Origin of the sequence: Acidovorax sp. SUPP2539, assembly GCF_030158975.1 — a bacterium.
Lineage (GTDB): Bacteria > Pseudomonadota > Gammaproteobacteria > Burkholderiales > Burkholderiaceae_C > Paracidovorax.
This window is the reverse complement of sequence record NZ_BQXJ01000004.1, coordinates 1-16,426: the sequence shown is the minus strand read 5'-3', so window position 1 is coordinate 16,426 and position 16,426 is coordinate 1. Positions and strand designations below refer to the sequence as shown.

The 16,426-nt window shown below is 63.5% G+C and carries 15 protein-coding genes; 3 read left to right on the top strand and 12 right to left on the bottom strand.

What is annotated here, in order from left to right; all coding sequences use genetic code 11:
* Nucleotides 1–34: 34 nt before the first annotated feature.
* The 3 genes from AVTE2539_RS14795 to xth all read left to right on the top strand — a co-directional run bounded on the left by AVTE2539_RS14795 (nt 35) and on the right by xth (nt 2,729).
* Nucleotides 35–1,108: a mechanosensitive ion channel family protein gene (locus AVTE2539_RS14795; RefSeq protein WP_502868929.1), complete on the top strand. Its 1,074-nt coding sequence runs from the start codon at nt 35–37 to the stop codon at nt 1,106–1,108.
* 130 nt (nt 1,109–1,238) lie between these two features.
* On the top strand, nt 1,239–1,607 hold the full coding sequence (locus AVTE2539_RS14790; protein ID WP_284411670.1) for a response regulator: 369 nt from the start codon (nt 1,239–1,241) through the stop codon (nt 1,605–1,607).
* Nucleotides 1,608–1,952: 345 nt separating this feature from the next.
* Nucleotides 1,953–2,729 (top strand): exodeoxyribonuclease III, encoded by a 777-nt coding sequence (gene xth / locus AVTE2539_RS14785; protein ID WP_284411668.1) that lies wholly within the window; start codon nt 1,953–1,955, stop codon nt 2,727–2,729.
* A 36-nt stretch (nt 2,730–2,765) separates the two neighbouring features.
* Here xth and AVTE2539_RS14780 read toward each other — a convergent pair whose 3' ends face one another.
* From AVTE2539_RS14780 to AVTE2539_RS14725, 12 genes are all read right to left on the bottom strand, one after another.
* Entirely contained in the window at nt 2,766–3,902 is a 1,137-nt protein-coding gene (locus AVTE2539_RS14780) for a hypothetical protein (protein WP_284411666.1), read from the bottom strand.
* 670 nt (nt 3,903–4,572) lie between these two features.
* Entirely contained in the window at nt 4,573–5,541 is a 969-nt protein-coding gene (locus AVTE2539_RS14775; protein WP_284411663.1) for a ferritin-like domain-containing protein, read from the bottom strand.
* A gap of 195 nt (nt 5,542–5,736) precedes the next feature.
* Nucleotides 5,737–7,353, bottom strand: a complete 1,617-nt coding sequence (ntrC, locus tag AVTE2539_RS14770; protein WP_284411661.1) for a nitrogen regulation protein NR(I) — start codon at nt 7,351–7,353, stop codon at nt 5,737–5,739.
* Between the two features lie 42 nt (nt 7,354–7,395).
* Nucleotides 7,396–8,472: a nitrogen regulation protein NR(II) gene (glnL, locus tag AVTE2539_RS14765; protein WP_502868928.1), complete on the bottom strand. Its 1,077-nt coding sequence runs from the start codon at nt 8,470–8,472 to the stop codon at nt 7,396–7,398.
* A 2-nt stretch (nt 8,473–8,474) separates the two neighbouring features.
* Nucleotides 8,475–8,981 (bottom strand): hypothetical protein, encoded by a 507-nt coding sequence (locus AVTE2539_RS14760; RefSeq protein ID WP_284407295.1) that lies wholly within the window; start codon nt 8,979–8,981, stop codon nt 8,475–8,477.
* A gap of 194 nt (nt 8,982–9,175) precedes the next feature.
* A complete protein-coding gene (glnA, locus tag AVTE2539_RS14755) occupies nt 9,176–10,591 on the bottom strand; it encodes a type I glutamate--ammonia ligase (RefSeq protein WP_272551879.1) in 1,416 nt (471 codons plus the stop codon).
* 169 nt (nt 10,592–10,760) lie between these two features.
* Nucleotides 10,761–11,582 carry a competence/damage-inducible protein A gene (locus tag AVTE2539_RS14750; RefSeq protein WP_284411659.1) on the bottom strand — a complete coding sequence of 274 codons (822 nt, stop codon included), beginning with the start codon at nt 11,580–11,582 and terminating at the stop codon, nt 10,761–10,763.
* Entirely contained in the window at nt 11,579–12,457 is an 879-nt protein-coding gene (locus AVTE2539_RS14745) for an EI24 domain-containing protein (RefSeq protein WP_284407297.1), read from the bottom strand. Before AVTE2539_RS14745 ends, AVTE2539_RS14750 begins: the two co-directional genes overlap by 4 nt.
* 37 nt (nt 12,458–12,494) lie before the next feature.
* Complete coding sequence (locus AVTE2539_RS14740) at nt 12,495–13,538, bottom strand: sterol desaturase family protein (RefSeq protein ID WP_284411657.1); 1,044 nt, start codon at nt 13,536–13,538, stop codon at nt 12,495–12,497.
* A gap of 38 nt (nt 13,539–13,576) precedes the next feature.
* Complete coding sequence (locus AVTE2539_RS14735; protein ID WP_284411656.1) at nt 13,577–14,392, bottom strand: polysaccharide deacetylase family protein; 816 nt, start codon at nt 14,390–14,392, stop codon at nt 13,577–13,579.
* Between the two features lie 13 nt (nt 14,393–14,405).
* A complete protein-coding gene (locus AVTE2539_RS14730) occupies nt 14,406–15,365 on the bottom strand; it encodes a YncE family protein (protein WP_284407305.1) in 960 nt (319 codons plus the stop codon).
* 164 nt (nt 15,366–15,529) lie between these two features.
* Nucleotides 15,530–16,270, bottom strand: coding sequence for a 16S rRNA pseudouridine(516) synthase (locus AVTE2539_RS14725; RefSeq protein WP_284411654.1), 741 nt, complete (start codon nt 16,268–16,270; stop codon nt 15,530–15,532).
* Nucleotides 16,271–16,426 lie beyond the last annotated feature (156 nt).

The following is a 16,426-nucleotide window of genomic DNA, read 5'->3' as shown; positions in this document are numbered from 1 at the left end:
TCTTGCCACCCCATCCCAAGGAGCCCCCTCGACGATGCTGGATTTTCTGTCCCTCTCCCCCTGGCTCGCCACCTTGCTCGGCGCCAGCCTGGCCGCCATGGCCGGTGCCATGGCCCACCGCATCGCCGCGCTGCTCGCCCTGCGGGCCACGCGCGGGCTGCCCGTGCTGCAGACCGTCGTGCAGGCCTGCGTGCCCGCCATGCGCGTGCTGCTGCCCCTGTTCGCCACGCAACTGGTCTGGGTGGCCGCCGCCGATACGCTGCCCCACCTCGGCACGGTGCGGCACCTCACGGGGCTGGCGCTCATCGCGGTGACGGCCTGGGCACTGATCGCCGCCATCGGCGGGGTAGCGGACGGGCTCATCGCCCGCTACCCGGCGAACGTGGAAGACAACCTGACGGCGCGCCGCGTCGCCACCCAGGCCCGGGTGCTGTCGCGCACCGCCATGACGGGCGTGGTGATGGCAGCCGTGTCGCTCATGCTCATGACCTTTCCCGGCGCCCGGCAGGTGGGCGCCAGCCTGCTGGCCTCGGCCGGCGTGGTCGGCATCGTGGCCGGTATCGCGGCACGGCCCGTGTTCAGCAACATCATCGCGGGCCTGCAGATCGCGCTGGCCCAGCCCATCCGCATCGACGACGTGCTGATCGTGCAGGGAGAATGGGGCCGCGTGGAAGAGATCACGGGCACCTACGTGGTGCTGGCCATCTGGGACGAGCGGCGGCTGATCATCCCGCTGCAGTGGTTCATCGAGAACCCTTTCCAGAACTGGACCCGCACCAGCTCGCAGATCCTGGGCACCGTGTTCCTGTTCGCGGACTACCGCCTGCCGCTGGACCCGCTGCGTGCCGAACTGGACCGCATCCTGGAGACGGCACCGGAGTGGGACCGGCGTGTGAGCGTGCTGCAGCTCACCGACGTGACCGAGCGCACCATCCAGATCCGCGTGCTGGTCTCGGCCCGATCGTCGGGCCTGGCGTTCGACCTGCGCTGCCGCGTGCGCGAGGCGCTGGTCAGCTTCATTCAGCGCGAATACCCCGACTGCCTGCCGCAGGTGCGCGGCCCGCAGGAAGCCGCGCGTGCCGACGCATCGCTCGCTCCGTTGCCATGACGGCCGTCCACAAACCCCTATTGCAGGCGCGCCATTGGCCAGGCAGTGCCGGCGGCTGTGCCATGTCTTTTGACATAGCCGGTTCGAGCGCTTGCAGGTATAAAACGCGGTTACTAGAAAGACGAGCGGAATGACCCAAAGGGCGGCGGAAATACTGGTGGTGGACGATCATCCCGAGACAGCGGAGCTGGCAGCCATGGCCCTCCAACTGGATGGTTTTACCGCTGCGATTGCCAACAGCGGCGCGGACGCGCTGAACTACATCGAAAAGTACCAACCGGCCTGCGTGCTGCTGGATTTCGACATGCCGGGCATGGACGGGCTGGAACTGGCGCGGCGCGTGCGCGAAAAGCACAAGGACGACATCGTCCTGATCGCCCTGACCGGCTGGACGGACACCAACGACCGCGTCACCGAACTGCTGGCGGTGGTGGACCACCACTTTCTCAAGCCCGTCGACTGGCGGCGCCTCACGGGCATCCTGTCGCCGCTGCGCTGAACGCCTTCGCTGCGGGGCGAAGGTTGCGGCTTCAAGGCGCCGCGCATAAACCCCGTCCCCTGCCTTGACGACGCCTTCGTTCTCCGCCGCGCGGCATGCCGCCTTCGGTTTCCCCGCACGGCCACTCAGGCCTCTTTTCCCGGCCATTGCAGGCCTTCTCGACCCAAAGCGGCACGGCATTCGGACCTACCCGACACCGCAGCGTCCCCTCGCCCAGCAATTTCGCGTGGGGCGTCCCCCACCCGGGGGAAAATCGGAGGATTCATCCCCGCGCGAAGCCACACGGCCGCAGGCGGGGGATGCTCCGAAGACGAACGGCGCGTGCGCCAACAAGATGGGTCGAACATGAAACTTGCCACCTGGAACATCAACTCCCTCTCCGTGCGCCTGCCCCAGGTGATCGCCTGGCTCGCCGACAACCCCGTTGACGCGTTGTGCCTGCAGGAACTGAAGCTGGTGGACGAAAAGTTTCCCCACGACGCGTTGAAGGAGATCGGCTACCACGCGGTGGCCTTCGGCCAGAAAACCTACAACGGCGTCGCCATCCTGAGCCGCAGCCCGCTGCGCGACGTGGTGCGGAACATCCCCGCCCACGAAGACGCGCAGGCCCGCGTGATCGCCGCCACCCTGGACACCCCGGACGGCCCCCTGCGGCTGGTGAATGGCTATTTCGTCAACGGCCAGGCACCGGGGTCGGAAAAATTCGCCTACAAGATGCTGTGGCTCGAAGCGCTGCACCGCTGGCTGCGCGAGGAATTGCAGGCGCACCCGCGCCTGGCCCTGCTGGGCGATTTCAACGTGGCCCCCGAAGACCGCGACTCGTTCGATCCGGTGGGCCTCAAGGACACCATCCACCACACCGTGGAGGAACGCGGCCATTTCCAGCAGCTGCTGCAACTGGGCCTGACCGACGCCTACCGATTGTTCGACCAGCCCGAAAAGAGCTACTCGTGGTGGGACTACCGCATGCTGGGCTTCCAGAAGAACCGCGGCCTGCGCATCGACCACATCCTGATGAGCGAAGCGCTGCGGGGGCGCGTGACGGCCTGCACCATCGACCGCGCGCCGCGCAAGAACCCGCAGCCCAGCGACCACGCGCCGGTCGTCGCCACGCTGGACTGACCACCGAAACCGCACGACCCTACGGGCCGCCAGCGGTCAGCGACGGGCCGCGCCCGCCAGCCCCATTTCCACATCCAGCGGCCTGCGGGCGGTGGGCCCCAGGCGCTCCTGTGCCCATGCCATCACGTTGGGCGCCTGCTGCCAGCCGTCCTTGATTTTCCGGGCGGCGTAGGCACCGCCCTGGGCCACATACGGGGCCCCGATTTCGATCAACCCCGACATGAGACCGAACAGCATGACCGACGAGGCCCGCTTGCCCGCCAGCATGCCGGCATCGGCCCGGTCGGGGGGCAGCGATGCCGGCGATCCTGTGAGGTCGATGCTGGCGTTGGCGGCAAAGAGCTCGGACGCAAACAGGCCCACCGTGGCCACCACCGCGACCGGCACGGGTGAGGTCACCAGGGATTTGGCGCCCTGCAGCGCCGACGGGCCCATGGCCTTGATCCTGTCGCCCCAGGAGGCCTGGGTCTTGTCGATGACCTCGTGCAGGTCGTCGCGCAGCAGCATGCGAGCGTCGTACGGCACCGTCTGCGACAGCTTCATCACGTTCTTCGCCCCGGCGGCCAGCATGCCGCCGAACCCATCGATGAAGGTCGCGTCGATGCGGTCCGCCCAGGCGCGGTTCACGCCGTGGTCGCCCCGGCCCTCGATGGCAGCCTGGATGTAGGGCTCCACCGTCCTGGGCAGGTTCTTGGCCACGTTGAGACCCGCCGAAACGCCCGCGTTCTTGAGAATTTCCGCATGCGGATCCGGCTGCAGCGACACCGGCAACCGGGCGTTGCCGCCGTAATCGTTGTAGATGCCGGGCTTGATGATGGCCCCGCCCACCACGCTGGTGAACACATCCACCGCGCCCACGCCGACGCCCACCGCCAGCCCCAGCAAGGAGGGATTCTTGAGCAGCGCCAGCGGCAGCATCGCCACCAGCTTTTCGTTGGCCGCCGTCATGGCGGCCATGTAGCCCGCGCCGTCGGCAAAACCCATTCCGATAAAACTCAGCGTCGCATCGTGCCGCCACGCCTGGCTCAGGAAATCGTGAAGCTTCTTCGGGGTGTCGATGCCTTTCGTGAAAAGCACTTCGGTGTTGCGCTCCAGCCGCGCGACCACGTCCGGTGCCTGCGCGACGGCCGGGCCCAGGAGAGCGGCGATGGTGTCCTCGACAACGTCATGCAATGCCTCCTCCCGAGAGGGAGACGTTCTGCCAGAGAAATAGACCGATGTCTGATCGGACACACTGTCGGACAGGTCAACCTCGACGAACGAAGCGGCCTCCAGGAAGATTGACCCAGGCGCGGCGGCATGTACGTCTCCGGCCGGCTGCACCAGCCCCGATGGGCGCGGCAATTCGGCCCGGGGCGAAGGCATGGCGGCACCGCCGTTCACCCGGCCAGAGCGCGGAAAAAGCGGCGGGAGCCCGTCGGAAGACACCGTGGTGCGCGTACGGGAGCGTTGCTGGGGCTCAGCCCTGTTGGCATTGGCCTCGCGCCGATCGGCACCAGGAAAGCTTTGCCCCCGCTCGGGGACCGGTCGACGTGCGGATACCGGGCTGCTGTAGATTGCGTTCATGAAATCCCCCCCTTGTGTTGTGAACGAAATGGTCGACCGGGTTGTTACAACACCGGTGAACCGCTCACTCTAGGGTTCGTCCATGGACCGTTCAAAGCCTCCAGGCGAAGCGCCGCAGCACGATGCGAACGGATGTGAGGAATTGCCCGCAGACGCAAAAAAGCCCCGGGTCCGGGGCTTTGGGGGTATTGGGTTGCAGCGAAATGGGCGCCGCCATGGTCACCGCGGTGGCGGTGACAGCGGCTCCTCAGCTTTCGCAGAATCGGCTATACAAGCGTTATGCCGCAGCCTGGAAGCGATTGCGCAAGGCACGCACTTCGTCGTGGTTGCGCTGTGCGCCCTCGGCCTGGCGTTCCACCATGGCACGCACGTTCGCCGGCAGGGAAGCCTTCAGCGCCTTGCGGTAACGGGCCACGGCCGCGTCTTCGCCGCGCTCGCACTCTTCCAGCACCGCCTTGTCGTCACGGGTGGACATCGCCGCCTTGACGGACACCCAGCCGCGGTGCAGTGCGCCGGACATGGAACCACCGCTGGAAGGCTCGCCGCCATGGTTGCGGATTTCGCGCTCCAACTCGGTGGCGGCCGCCGCACATTCGCTGGCGTGGCGCAGGAAGATGCCCTTCAGTTCAGGCGAGTCGGCATGCTCGGCCGATGCCTTGAAGCCGTACTCGCCGTCGCGGCAGGATTCGAGCAGGTCGTCCAGCACATCGACCACGTCGTCGTTGTCCACCAAGGCAGTGGTGTTGTCGTAGGTGTTGCCGTAAGCGGAGTCGGAGCCCAGCGTGGTGCCACGGCCTGCGCGCTCCCAGGCGGCGCGGGCAGCGGGGCGGGCCTCTTCCCACTCGAGGCGGCTGGTGGAACGTGCCGTGCCCCAATCGCGGGCCAGGTTGGGTTCGACGGCGTCGAAATCGCCGTCGTAGCGGCCAACTGAACTCCAGCCCAGCTCGTAGGCAGGACGGTATTCGTCATAGGCGCGGCCCTTCACGTAGTAGGGCTCGCGGTCGTAGCTTTCACGCCAGTAGGCATCTTCCACGGTGGGGTTGACCGACTCGGCGGCGGCCTTGCCGGCCAGACCGCCGACCACGGCACCCGCCACACCGCCGACGGCCGCGCCGATCGGGCCGCCGAAGGCACCGGCCGCCGCTCCCGCCATTGCGCCACCAGCAGCGCCGACGCCGGTGCCCACGGGGTGCGCGCCAGGCTCGTTGGTCAGAGGGTCGCGGTTTGCATCGTTGAAATCGGACATGAAGTAACTCCGGTTGGTTGAACAGTGCCTTCATTCTTCAAGGCATCCATTGCGCCGGAGGTCGGCCTGTGCACCGCACGCCTGTAGGACTCGTGCCTGCACAGGCCTGTGTGAAAACACTGGCCGAATATTGCTTCTTTGCTACAAAATTAATAGCTACATGCCGGCGTTTTCATTGCCGTGGAGGCCTTTTTTTCATGCATCTTCGGGCGCGTCCAGGCCCAGCTCCTGGATCTTGCGCGTGATGGTGTTGCGGCCAATGCCCAGGCGCTGCGCCGCCTCCATGCGCCGGCCGTGCGTGGCGGCCAGCGCCGTGCGGATGAGGCGCGACTCGAAACGCCGCGACAGCGCATCCCAGACCTCGGTCTGCCCCCCGGACAGCAGCTTGTGCGCCTCGGCCTCCAGCGCCTGCTCCCAACCCGGCGAGTCCGCCAGGATCGCCTGCGACGCCCCGGCCGGCGGGAAGGCCGTCCCCAGGGCCGGTGCGGCAAACACCCGGTCTTCCCGGGGCACCGCCGCCGCAGGAATGGCCGGTGCAGTGCCTTGTAAAGCCGGGGCCGCCAGCGTGGAAACCGGCGCCTCGCTGCGCGGCTCCGGCACGGCCGGTGCAGCTTCCAGTGGCGCCGCCGCCACGGGCGCCTCCAGCACTTCGGGCGGGAGGTCCTGCAGCGAGATCACCTGCGCCGGCGCCATCACGGTCAGCCAGTGGCAGATGTTCTCCAGCTGCCGCACATTGCCAGGAAAGCCGAACTGGCCCAGCCGGACGAGCGCAGCGTCGGAGATGCGCTTGGGTTCCACGCCCAGTTGCCGCGCGCTCTGCTGCAGGAAATGCCGCGTCAGCATGGGCACGTCTTCATGGCGCTCGCGCAGCGCGGGCAGGCGCAGCCGGATGACGTTGAGGCGGTGGAAAAGGTCTTCACGGAACACGCCGTCCTTCACCCGGCGTTCCAGGTCCTGGTGGGTCGCCGCGATCACCCGCACGTGGGCCTTGACGCCGGCATGGCCACCTACCCGGTAGAACTGGCCATCGGACAGCACGCGCAGCAGCCGCGTCTGCAGGTCGAACGGCATGTCGCCGATTTCATCAAGGAACAGCGTGCCGCCTTCCGCCTGCTCGAAGCGCCCGCGCCGCTGCGTCTGCGCGCCGGTGAAGGCGCCGCGCTCGTGGCCGAACAGTTCACTCTCCAGCAGGTCTTTCGGGATGGCCGCGGTGTTGATGGCCACGAAGGGGCCGCCGGCCACGGGCGAATGCTTGTGCAGCGCGCGCGCCACCAGCTCCTTGCCAGAACCCGATTCGCCGGTGATGAGCACCGTGACCTGGCTCTGGCTCAGCCGACCGATCGCCCGGAACACGTCCTGCATGGCCGGGGCCTGTCCCAGCATTTCAGGGGTGGCGGTCTGGCGCTCTTCGGTGACTTCTTCGCGCTGGCTTTCTTCGACGGCGCGGCGGATCAGCTCCACCGCCTTGGGCAGGTCGAAGGGCTTGGGAAGATATTCGAAAGCGCCGCGCTGGAAGGCCGAGACCGCGCTGTCCAGATCGGAATACGCCGTCATGATGATGACGGGCAGGCCCGGCTGCTGTTCGCGCACTTTCTCCAGCAGTTGCAGGCCCGAGCCACCCGGCATGCGGATGTCGCTCACCAGCACCTGCGGACCTTGCCGCTCGGGATCGCCGGGGGTGATTTCAGCCAGCGCTTCCAGCACCTCGCGCGGGTGGGTGAAGCTGCGCGTCGGCAAGCTCTCGCGTGCCAGCGCCTTCTCTAGGACGAAGCGGATCGAGGGGTCGTCATCTACTATCCAGATCGGCTTCATGTGTTGGTTCTACCTTGTTCCCATGGATTGCTTATCGGGACCTCAAGGCAAGGGAATGAGGATTCGGAAATCGGTGCGACCCGGCACGCTGTCGCACTCGATCAATCCGTGGTGCCGCTGCACAAAGGTTTGCGCCAGCGTCAGCCCCAACCCCGATCCCCCATCACGCCCTGTCACCAAGGGATAGAAAATCCGCTCCTTGATGGCTTCGGGCACGCCCGGTCCGTTGTCGATGACATGCAATTCCAGTGCCAGCCGATACCGCTGCCGGCCGAAGGTGACCTGGCGCGCCACGCGCGTGCTCAACGTGATCAGCGCGTCGCCCACGGCGATGCGATCCGTGAGCACCTGCGCCGCGTTCTGCACGATGTTCAGCAGCGCCTGGATGAGTTGTGCGCGGTCGCCGCGGAACTCGGGAATGGAGGTGTCGTAGTCGCGCTGCACGCGCAGCCCCTGCGGGTACTCCACCAGCACCAGCGACCGTACACGCTCGCACACCTCGTGGATGTTCACGTCGCCTACCAGGTGCGGATGGCGGTGCGGTGCCAGCAGGCGATCCACCAGGCTCTGCAGCCGGTCCGCCTCGTGGATGATGACCTGGGTGTATTCGGTGAGCTCGGGATTGTCGAGTTCCATCTCCAGCAACTGCGCCGCGCCGCGAATGCCGCCCAGGGGGTTCTTGATCTCGTGCGCCAGGTTGCGGATCAGCTCCTTGTTGGCCAGCGCCTGTTCACGCAGGCGCTCCTCGCGGTCCTGCCGGGCCTGAGCCTCCAGGGGCCACAGCTCGACCAGGATCTCGCCGGTGTGCTCTGCGACCGCCAGGTGCACATGAACGGGCATCGCATCCTGCTGCTGTGCACGGCGCAGCGCGGCCTCGAAGCGCAGCGCGGCGAAGTCCTGTCCGCGCGCTCCGGCCAGGGCTGTCTGCAGCAGCGCCGGGTCGGAAAAATAGCCGCTGAAGTCAGAGCCTTCGAGCGTGCGCCGCGACAGCCCCAGCATGTTCTCCAGGGACGCATTGGCGAACAGCACGGCCCCGTCGGGTTGCAGCACGGCCACGAGCGTGGACACGAGGTCCAGCGCCTGGTAGCGCGCCGTATCGGGTTTGGAAGAAACCACCACGCTCAGCGATTTGCCGCAGGCAGGCGGGCGAGTTCGCGCTTGATGCCGGCCACATCGCTGTCCGCGCGGGCGAGGCTGGCCTTCAGCTCGGCGGTGCGCTCCATCCACAATTGGGGGTTGCGCAGTTCGAGGGCCGTGCGCTGGGGCTCGCCGTTGTTGTATTCCTTGGCGATCTCGGCCTGACGTGCCTCGGCCTTGCGTAGTTCGGCTTCCAGGATGGCGCGCGCATCGGAGTCCCTTGCGCGCTGGTCGTTGGTGTCCACCCGGGGGGCGTTGGCGGGCGAGGTGCTGGCGCTCGGCGCGCTGCCACCCGATGCCGCTGGCGCCCCGCCTGGCCGCGCACCCTGCACAACCGTCACATTGCCGCCTTCGACCAGTTTGCAGCCACGCTCCTTGGCCTGGCTGGCATTGTTGGTGTATTCATTGCCGCAGCGGTAGATGCGATCCTGCGACCACGCGGCGGGCGCCACGGCGGCGATGGCCATCAGTGCGATGAGTGTTTTTTTCATTCAGGTTCCTCGCAAGGCATGCCGGCGGCATGCGGGAGATGCCAGGGGAGTATCTCCCAATCGCTGGGCCTCGCCAATCGGCGCCCCCGGTCGGGAGCGGTTATTCGCCCAGGGACCACGGCGCTGGCAGCGCCATGAAAAAAGGCGGCCGAAGCCGCCTTTTGGTGGTGTGTCCCGTGGCCGCAGCCCAGGGATCACAGCGAGTAGTACATGTCGTATTCCACGGGGTGGGGCGCCATGCGGAAACGCGTGACCTCGCCCATCTTCAGGTCGATGTAGGCGTCGAGCATGGAATCGGAGAACACGCCGCCCTTGGTCAGGAAGCCGCGGTCCTTGTCCAGATACTCCAGCGCCTGATCGAGGCTGTGGCACACGGTCGGCACCAGCTTGTCCTCCTCGGGCGGTAGATGGTACAGATCCTTCGTGGCGGCTTCGCCGGGATGGATCTTGTTTTCCACGCCGTCCAGTCCGGCCATCATCAGGGCCGAGAAGCACAGGTACGGGTTGGCCGATGGATCGGGGAAGCGTGCCTCGATGCGGCGGCCCTTGGGGTTGGCCACGTAAGGAATGCGGATCGAGGCCGAGCGGTTGCGGGCCGAGTAGGCCAGCTTCACCGGGGCTTCGAAGCCGGGCACCAGGCGCTTGTAGCTGTTGGTGCCAGGGTTGGTGATGGCGTTCAGGGCACGTGCGTGCTTGATGATGCCGCCGATGTAGTACAGGGCGAAGTCCGAAAGGCCTGCATAGCCGTCGCCAGCGAACAGGTTCTTGCCGTCCTTCCAGATGGACTGGTGCACGTGCATGCCGGAGCCGTTGTCGCCCGCGTAGGGCTTGGGCATGAAGGTCGCGGTCTTGCCGTAGGCATTGGCCACGTTCCAGACCACGTACTTCAGGACCTGGGTCCAGTCGGCACGCTCGACCAGCGTGCTGAACTTGGTGCCGATCTCGTTCTGGCCTGCGCCCGCCACTTCGTGGTGGAACACTTCGACCGGAATGCCCAGGGATTCGAGGATCAGGGACATTTCAGCGCGCATGTCCTGCGTGCTGTCGACGGGGGGCACCGGGAAGTAGCCGCCCTTGACCGTGGGACGGTGGCCGCGGTTGCCGCCTTCGAGCTTGGCGCCGGAGTTCCAGGGCGCTTCGTATTCTTCGATCTCGAACATGACCTTGCCGGGCTCATTGGACCAGCGCACGCCGTCGAAGATGAAGAATTCAGGCTCGGGGCCGAAGAAGGCCGTGTCGCCCAGGCCGGAAGCCTTCAGGTAGGCCTCAGCGCGCTTGGCGATGGAGCGGGGGTCACGGTCGTAGGCCTTGCCATCGCCTGGCTCGATCACGTCGCATTGCAGGAACAGCGTGGTTTCCTCAAAGAACGGGTCGATGTTGGCGGTGTTGGGGTCGGGCATGAGCTGCATGTCCGAAGCTTCAATGCCCTTCCAGCCCGCCACCGAAGAGCCGTCGAATGCGTGACCCGAAGAGAACTTGTCCTCATCGAAATGGGACACGGGCACAGTCACGTGCTGTTCCTTGCCGCGGGTATCGGTGAAGCGAAAGTCAACAAACTTGACCTCGTTCTCCTTCACCATCTTCATCACGTCTGCAACGGTCTTTGCCATCAGGTTCTCCAGGATTTAAGCGCTTGTTGAAAAAAACACCACGAAAGAAAAGCAGGTTGCGTGCCAGCCAGGTGCTGCAATGCACTAAGGCGGAGCACGCCCTCCTCCAAACCTGCCGCGCCACCGAATTTGCACCATTAAAGTGCAAATCATCGAGCGCAGCGTCGTTTCAAATATCTCGCACCATTTCAGGGCCGCAGTTTGCACCAAATTCATGCAACGCTGCCTGTAAGTCGGTCCAGGCGGCGGGCACCAACTCTGCGGGGCCTTTGACGCCAAGCTCGATGTGGCGCCCATGCACGGGATGGTCCACGCTCGGCAGGCTGAAAACACGTACCGACGCGTGCTGGCTTTCAATCCGCTCCATCAACGGCGTCAGAGCCGCCTCCATCGCGCCGTAGACCACGACGGAATGCTCGGTTTGGGGGGCGCGATTGAACCACTGCGCACAGTGGCGGTCCAGCACCCATTCCACCATCGGCCAAGCCATCACGGGAAAGCCCGGCACGAAATGCACGGCACCGCCGGCACCGCCGTCGCATGAAAAACCAGGAATCTTGTTGTACGGGTTCGGAATGATGCGAGCCCCCTCGGGAAACACCCCCATGTTCAGTCGGTGCACATTGTCCGCACGGTCGGGCTCATAAGGCACGCCCTGCTCCGTCGCGACGTCTTGCATGCGCTCCCGAATCAACAACTCTGCCTCCGGATGCAACCGGAGCGGCACGTTCAGCGCGCGCGCAGCGCATTGGCGGGTGTGATCGTCGGGCGTGGCACCGATACCGCCGCAGGAAAACACCACATCCCCGGAAGCGAAGGCACGCTGCAGGGTCGCGGTAATGCGACCTGAGTCGTCACCCACATAGTCGGCATAGGCCAGCTGCAAACCGCGCGCTCCCAGCAGCTCGATCACCTTTGGCAGGTGCTTGTCGGCGCGCTTGCCGGACAGGATTTCGTCGCCAATGATGATGAGTCCGAAGGAAGGCGTCATGGTGCGGGGTTTGCGGGTGCAATGGGGGTAAGGATGGGAGTGGGTACAGCGCCAGCACCGCCGCCGGCACTACCGCCGGTTTGTTCGGCACGCAACTGTTGGAGCGCGTCCAGCGCGTAGTGAGTGAACCACAGGGAAGAGAAGGCGAACACCAGGGTATAGATCCAGACGGCCAACGGAATCAGGACTAAAAACGCCGCAGCGAACAACACCCCGGACGCCCAGACGATTCCAGGCGCTGCCCCCAGGTAGCCGCACAAGATGCCGATGGTCAGCAGGCGCATGCGGTGGCGTTTGAAAATGGCTTCGCGCTCCTGTCGGCTCGCATGCTCGGCCAACGCGTCGAACGCCATGACGCGGTAGGTCAGCCAACCCCAGATCAGCGGTGGCAGCACCAGCACCAGCGGTGGAATGAGCCAGAGCGGAACGGACACCACCAGCGCCGCCATGGCGGCCATCGTCGCGCCGAGAGACCATGCCAGGCTGGCCACCATCGACGCGCCGCGCTTGCGCTCCAGCAATGGGAAACGGCGCTTGGCCACGACCGTCACGAGCGCAGGCGTCATGATCACTGCGACCACCAGCACCGAGAAGATCATGATCACCGGCGTCGAGAGAACCACCACGATCAAAGGAGCGATGGCGGCAGGTGCCTGCTCGATGCCCCAGGCCTGAAACCATCCCCAAACCATCGCCAGAATGTCCGATGACTCCAGTGCGGAGCGGACCGCCTGCACCGCAATGCCCCAGAAAAAATGACTGGCCACCCAGGCCAGCAGCAGCATGAGCAGCAACGGCAGCAGGGAAAGCGCAATCACGCGGGGGTGCAGGCAATAGGCGGCAGCGCGCCAGAAGGAATCGATCAGCAATGCCATGGCGCGAGCATAGCGTGGGCAGAAGTCCGACCGCTGGCTAGGCTTTGCCCAGGAGACGCAAAACACCTCGCCACTGCTGCGCCCAAACCCCCCGCCCATAGTTGCGAACACGGCCATCCGGCCCTGGCTGAACCTGATCCCGGACACCGGTCGGGTCGTATCGCAGTTCGAAATTGGCAGTCCGAAAGAGGATGTCCCACCAAGGCAGCAACACGCCGAAATTGCAGCCACCCAAGACCGTGACGGGTTTCTGGATGGGCTCGACCTGGACATAGCGCTCCGCCATGACCTTCGATGGAGACCGGACCGGGCGCATCGCCACCGATTCGTGCCCAATGCCGATCGCATGGTGCAGGCGGTGAAACCGGGGACTCACCCAGAGACGCTCCCCCCAGCGGCCGAACCACACACGCAAATTGGCGTGATGGAAGTTCTCGCTCAATTGAGTCAAGGCCACGATGGCCACGAATTGGCCAGGTGCCACACCGATCAGTTGCGCCACGGTGACCACGATCGCATCCCGAAGCAGGTCATCCAGAAGGTGGTTGCGGTTGTCGCTCCACATGGTCATCTGCCGCTGCGAGTGGTGCAGCGAGTGCAGCCGCCACCACCATTCGAAGTGGTGTTGCCCGCGGTGAATCCAGTAGTCCAGGAAGTCAAACACTGCCAGATAAACCAGCAAGCTGACCCAAGGCAGGTCGGTCACGCCCGGCCATAGCGCATCCAGATGGAACGTGCTGATACCGTCCATGCGCAGCGCGCCGAAAAATGCGTCCCACAGCGGATCGACACTGAAGAAAAGTGCCAACCGAAACAGGCCGAGGCGGTGAATCAGTGTGTAGACAATGTCCGTCCGCACCGCGGCACGGTCGAGCAGGGGCTCTACGGGCCGCCAGCGCTGCAGCGGCGCAATGATTGCCAGCATCACCACCAGCTGCAGCAGTCCGACCAGCAGCCACCCGGTAGCGGCATAGCCATCCTCCAGCAGCCCCGCCATGCCCGTCGCGAACATCACAGGCTGAATGACCGACTCGAACAGACATTGCTGTGCGGTATCAAAACCGTTAGTCAACCAATCCATCGCTCACAACTCCTGTCCTGTCCATCGACTGATCGGACTCAACGCTTGCCCGTCAGCCAGTCGCGGTAATCGGGATGGTCATTCAGCGTTCTGAAGCAGAAACCGCGCTGCTTCAACCCGTCGATCAGAGGCTCCAACACCGTTGGAGCCCACGGGTCCTTTCGCGACCAGATGCCCAGATGGGCCAGCAGAATGTCTCCGCTGCGAATATTGTCCAGTGCTTTCTTCAACAAGGCTGCATTGCTGAATTTTTCACTGGGCAATTCATCGCCCAGGAAGCCTGCTGGCGACCAACCCACGTGCGCATAGCCGCAGGCTTTGGCAACGGCCAGAAGGCGAGGCGATGTCTTTCCGCCAGGCGCCCGGAAAAGTGGAAGGGGCGCCGTCCCCGTCAATTCGCGCAAGCGATCGGAAGCCCGTCGTATCTCGCTGCAATACTGCTCAGCGCTGAGGGTCAAATCCTTGCCTGCCTGAGGGCCAGAAGAGGAACGCACATGGAATTGCGGCGCAGTCGGCGTGCCAGCATCGGCACGCCAATAGGTATGGTCCATCGTGTGAGAGGCAAACGCATGCCCTTCTGCCGCCCGTGCATGCCACCACGGAGCCCAGGCCGTTCCCAAACTGCCATCGCCCGTTTTTGTTTTTTCATTGGCTGCAAAAAAAGTCACAAGGACTTTTTTTCGCTTGAGCACATCGGCAACCAAGGGGGCAATTTCCATGTGCCCCGTATCGAAGGTCAGATACAGCGGTTTTTGGCAATCGGCTGCTTCAGCCGCTTCCGCCGTACTTACGGCCCCAGATGCTATTAAAAAAATAGCATATAGACCCACGAAGGTCGAAGTGCGCAATGCCATTTTTTTTCCAGTTTTATCTGGGAGCGTGCTGCAGAGTCCAGACGCCGTGAGGCGATTTGCCCACATTGATTTTTTGAACGACCTTACGCTCTACCGTGTCGATGACCAACATCTTGCGGGCCCATCGGGCACTGACATAGATCCACCGGCCATCCGCAGAAACGTCCATGCAGTCTGGCCCACCGGGCGCAGGATAGGTATCGACGACTTGCCGTTTGACCATGTCGATCTTGCTGATCGTATTGGCGACCCGATTGCTGACATACACATGGCGCTTGTCACCTGCACCGCGGAACGCATGGGCACCGCTGCCGGTCTTGATCCTTTGGACGCTGCGAGGCGTATTTTCAGACACGTCGAACACCTCGACACTGTCGCTTCCCGTCAAACCGATGAACAGGAACTTATCGTCCGGGCTTCCATAGATGTCGGCCGGCATGGCTCCCGTCTTGATCCGCCACTTGATCTTCTGGGTTGCGATGTCGATCGCAACGAGTTCATCACTGTCCTGCATCGTGGAGTAGACCGTTCGGCTCTGGCTATCCACCCACAGATGACTCGGGGTTTTGGCTGTCGCCACCCTTTGTACCAAAGTCAGGTCTTTGCCATCCCAACGATAAAAGTCCACGTGGTTCAAGCGATTGGCCGCGGTGATCAGCCATTTCATGTCTGGAGTGAACCGCAAATGGTAAGGATCAACAATGCCTCGCACCGTACGTTGCACCTGGGCGGTTTTGGGATCAATGAAGGTCAGCGTATCTGCCAGCGCATTTGCTACCACGAGAGATTTCTCGTCCGGTGTCAGGTACATGTGGTGCGGCTCTTTCCCCGTGGGAATCCGCGAGGTTTCCGTCCAGGTAGCCGGATCAATCACGCTGATATCCGCTTCAAGCGAGTTCAGCACGAACACAGGAGGGGGTGACGAAGGGGCCGCACTGATAACGGTCGCAGCAAAAAAAGCCCATCCCAACAACGCACCGCGGAAACATCCGCTAAATGAAAACTTCACAGCATGTACTTTCACAACACGCGGCAGTGTAGCCGGTGCAAGTACACCGCATCTGCCCCATCAGGTAACAACCTAGTACCTTATCAGCCCACCGCAAGAGACGACAAAAATTGATAGTAAGCGGCAGGCTAGCTCGTCAAGGCCGCAAGATCATTGTCATCAAGCCATTTCCACTGCCCTGGCGCCAGATCGGTTGGCAATGCCAGATTGCCGATACGCGACCTGTGCAGGGTCTCCACACGGTTCCCCACTGCAGCAAGCATGCGTTTGACCTGATGGTACTTACCCTCCGTCAAAGTGAGGCTTACACCGTGATCGGATGTCTGAACACAAGCAGCGGCTTTCACTGCAACAGGATCATCATCAAGTACGACGCCTTCGAGCAAGCGGGAAATTTGAACTGCGCTCACAGGGTGTTTCGTCGCCACTTCGTACACTTTGGGAACATGTTTTTTGGGAGAACTCATGCGATGAATGAATTGCCCGTCATCGCTGAGTAACAGCAGTCCCGTCGTGTCTTGATCCAAACGCCCTACCGCTTGCACACCCTGTATTGCACTTTTACAAGGTCGTTGTCGCAACGGCACAGGCAGCAATGTATAGACACTTGGATAAGTGGAAGGCTTCTGAGAGCATTCGGTCCCAGATGGCTTGTGAAGCATCACATAGGCTTTGGGTTGGTACACCCACGTTTCCTCTTGAACCTGAAAACGCAATCCATCCGGCGTTACATCAACAGAGGAATCCGCGCAAATGCTGAATGCATCAGCTTTCGGGTCAAACAAGCGCACTAAGCCTCGTTGGATCAACCCTGCACATACCCTTCGTGTTCCGAAACCCTGGGAATAAAGAATATCTTGTAATTGCATGTGACTACAACTGTATCGCTTGATTCAAAATTTTCATTCTCCAAAGCAAATCGCCCCGACATCGTTAGATGTCGGGGCGATTTGGGCTGTAAGAGCCTGACGATGACCTACTTTCACACGGGAACCCGCACTATCATCGGCGCAAAGTCGTTTCAC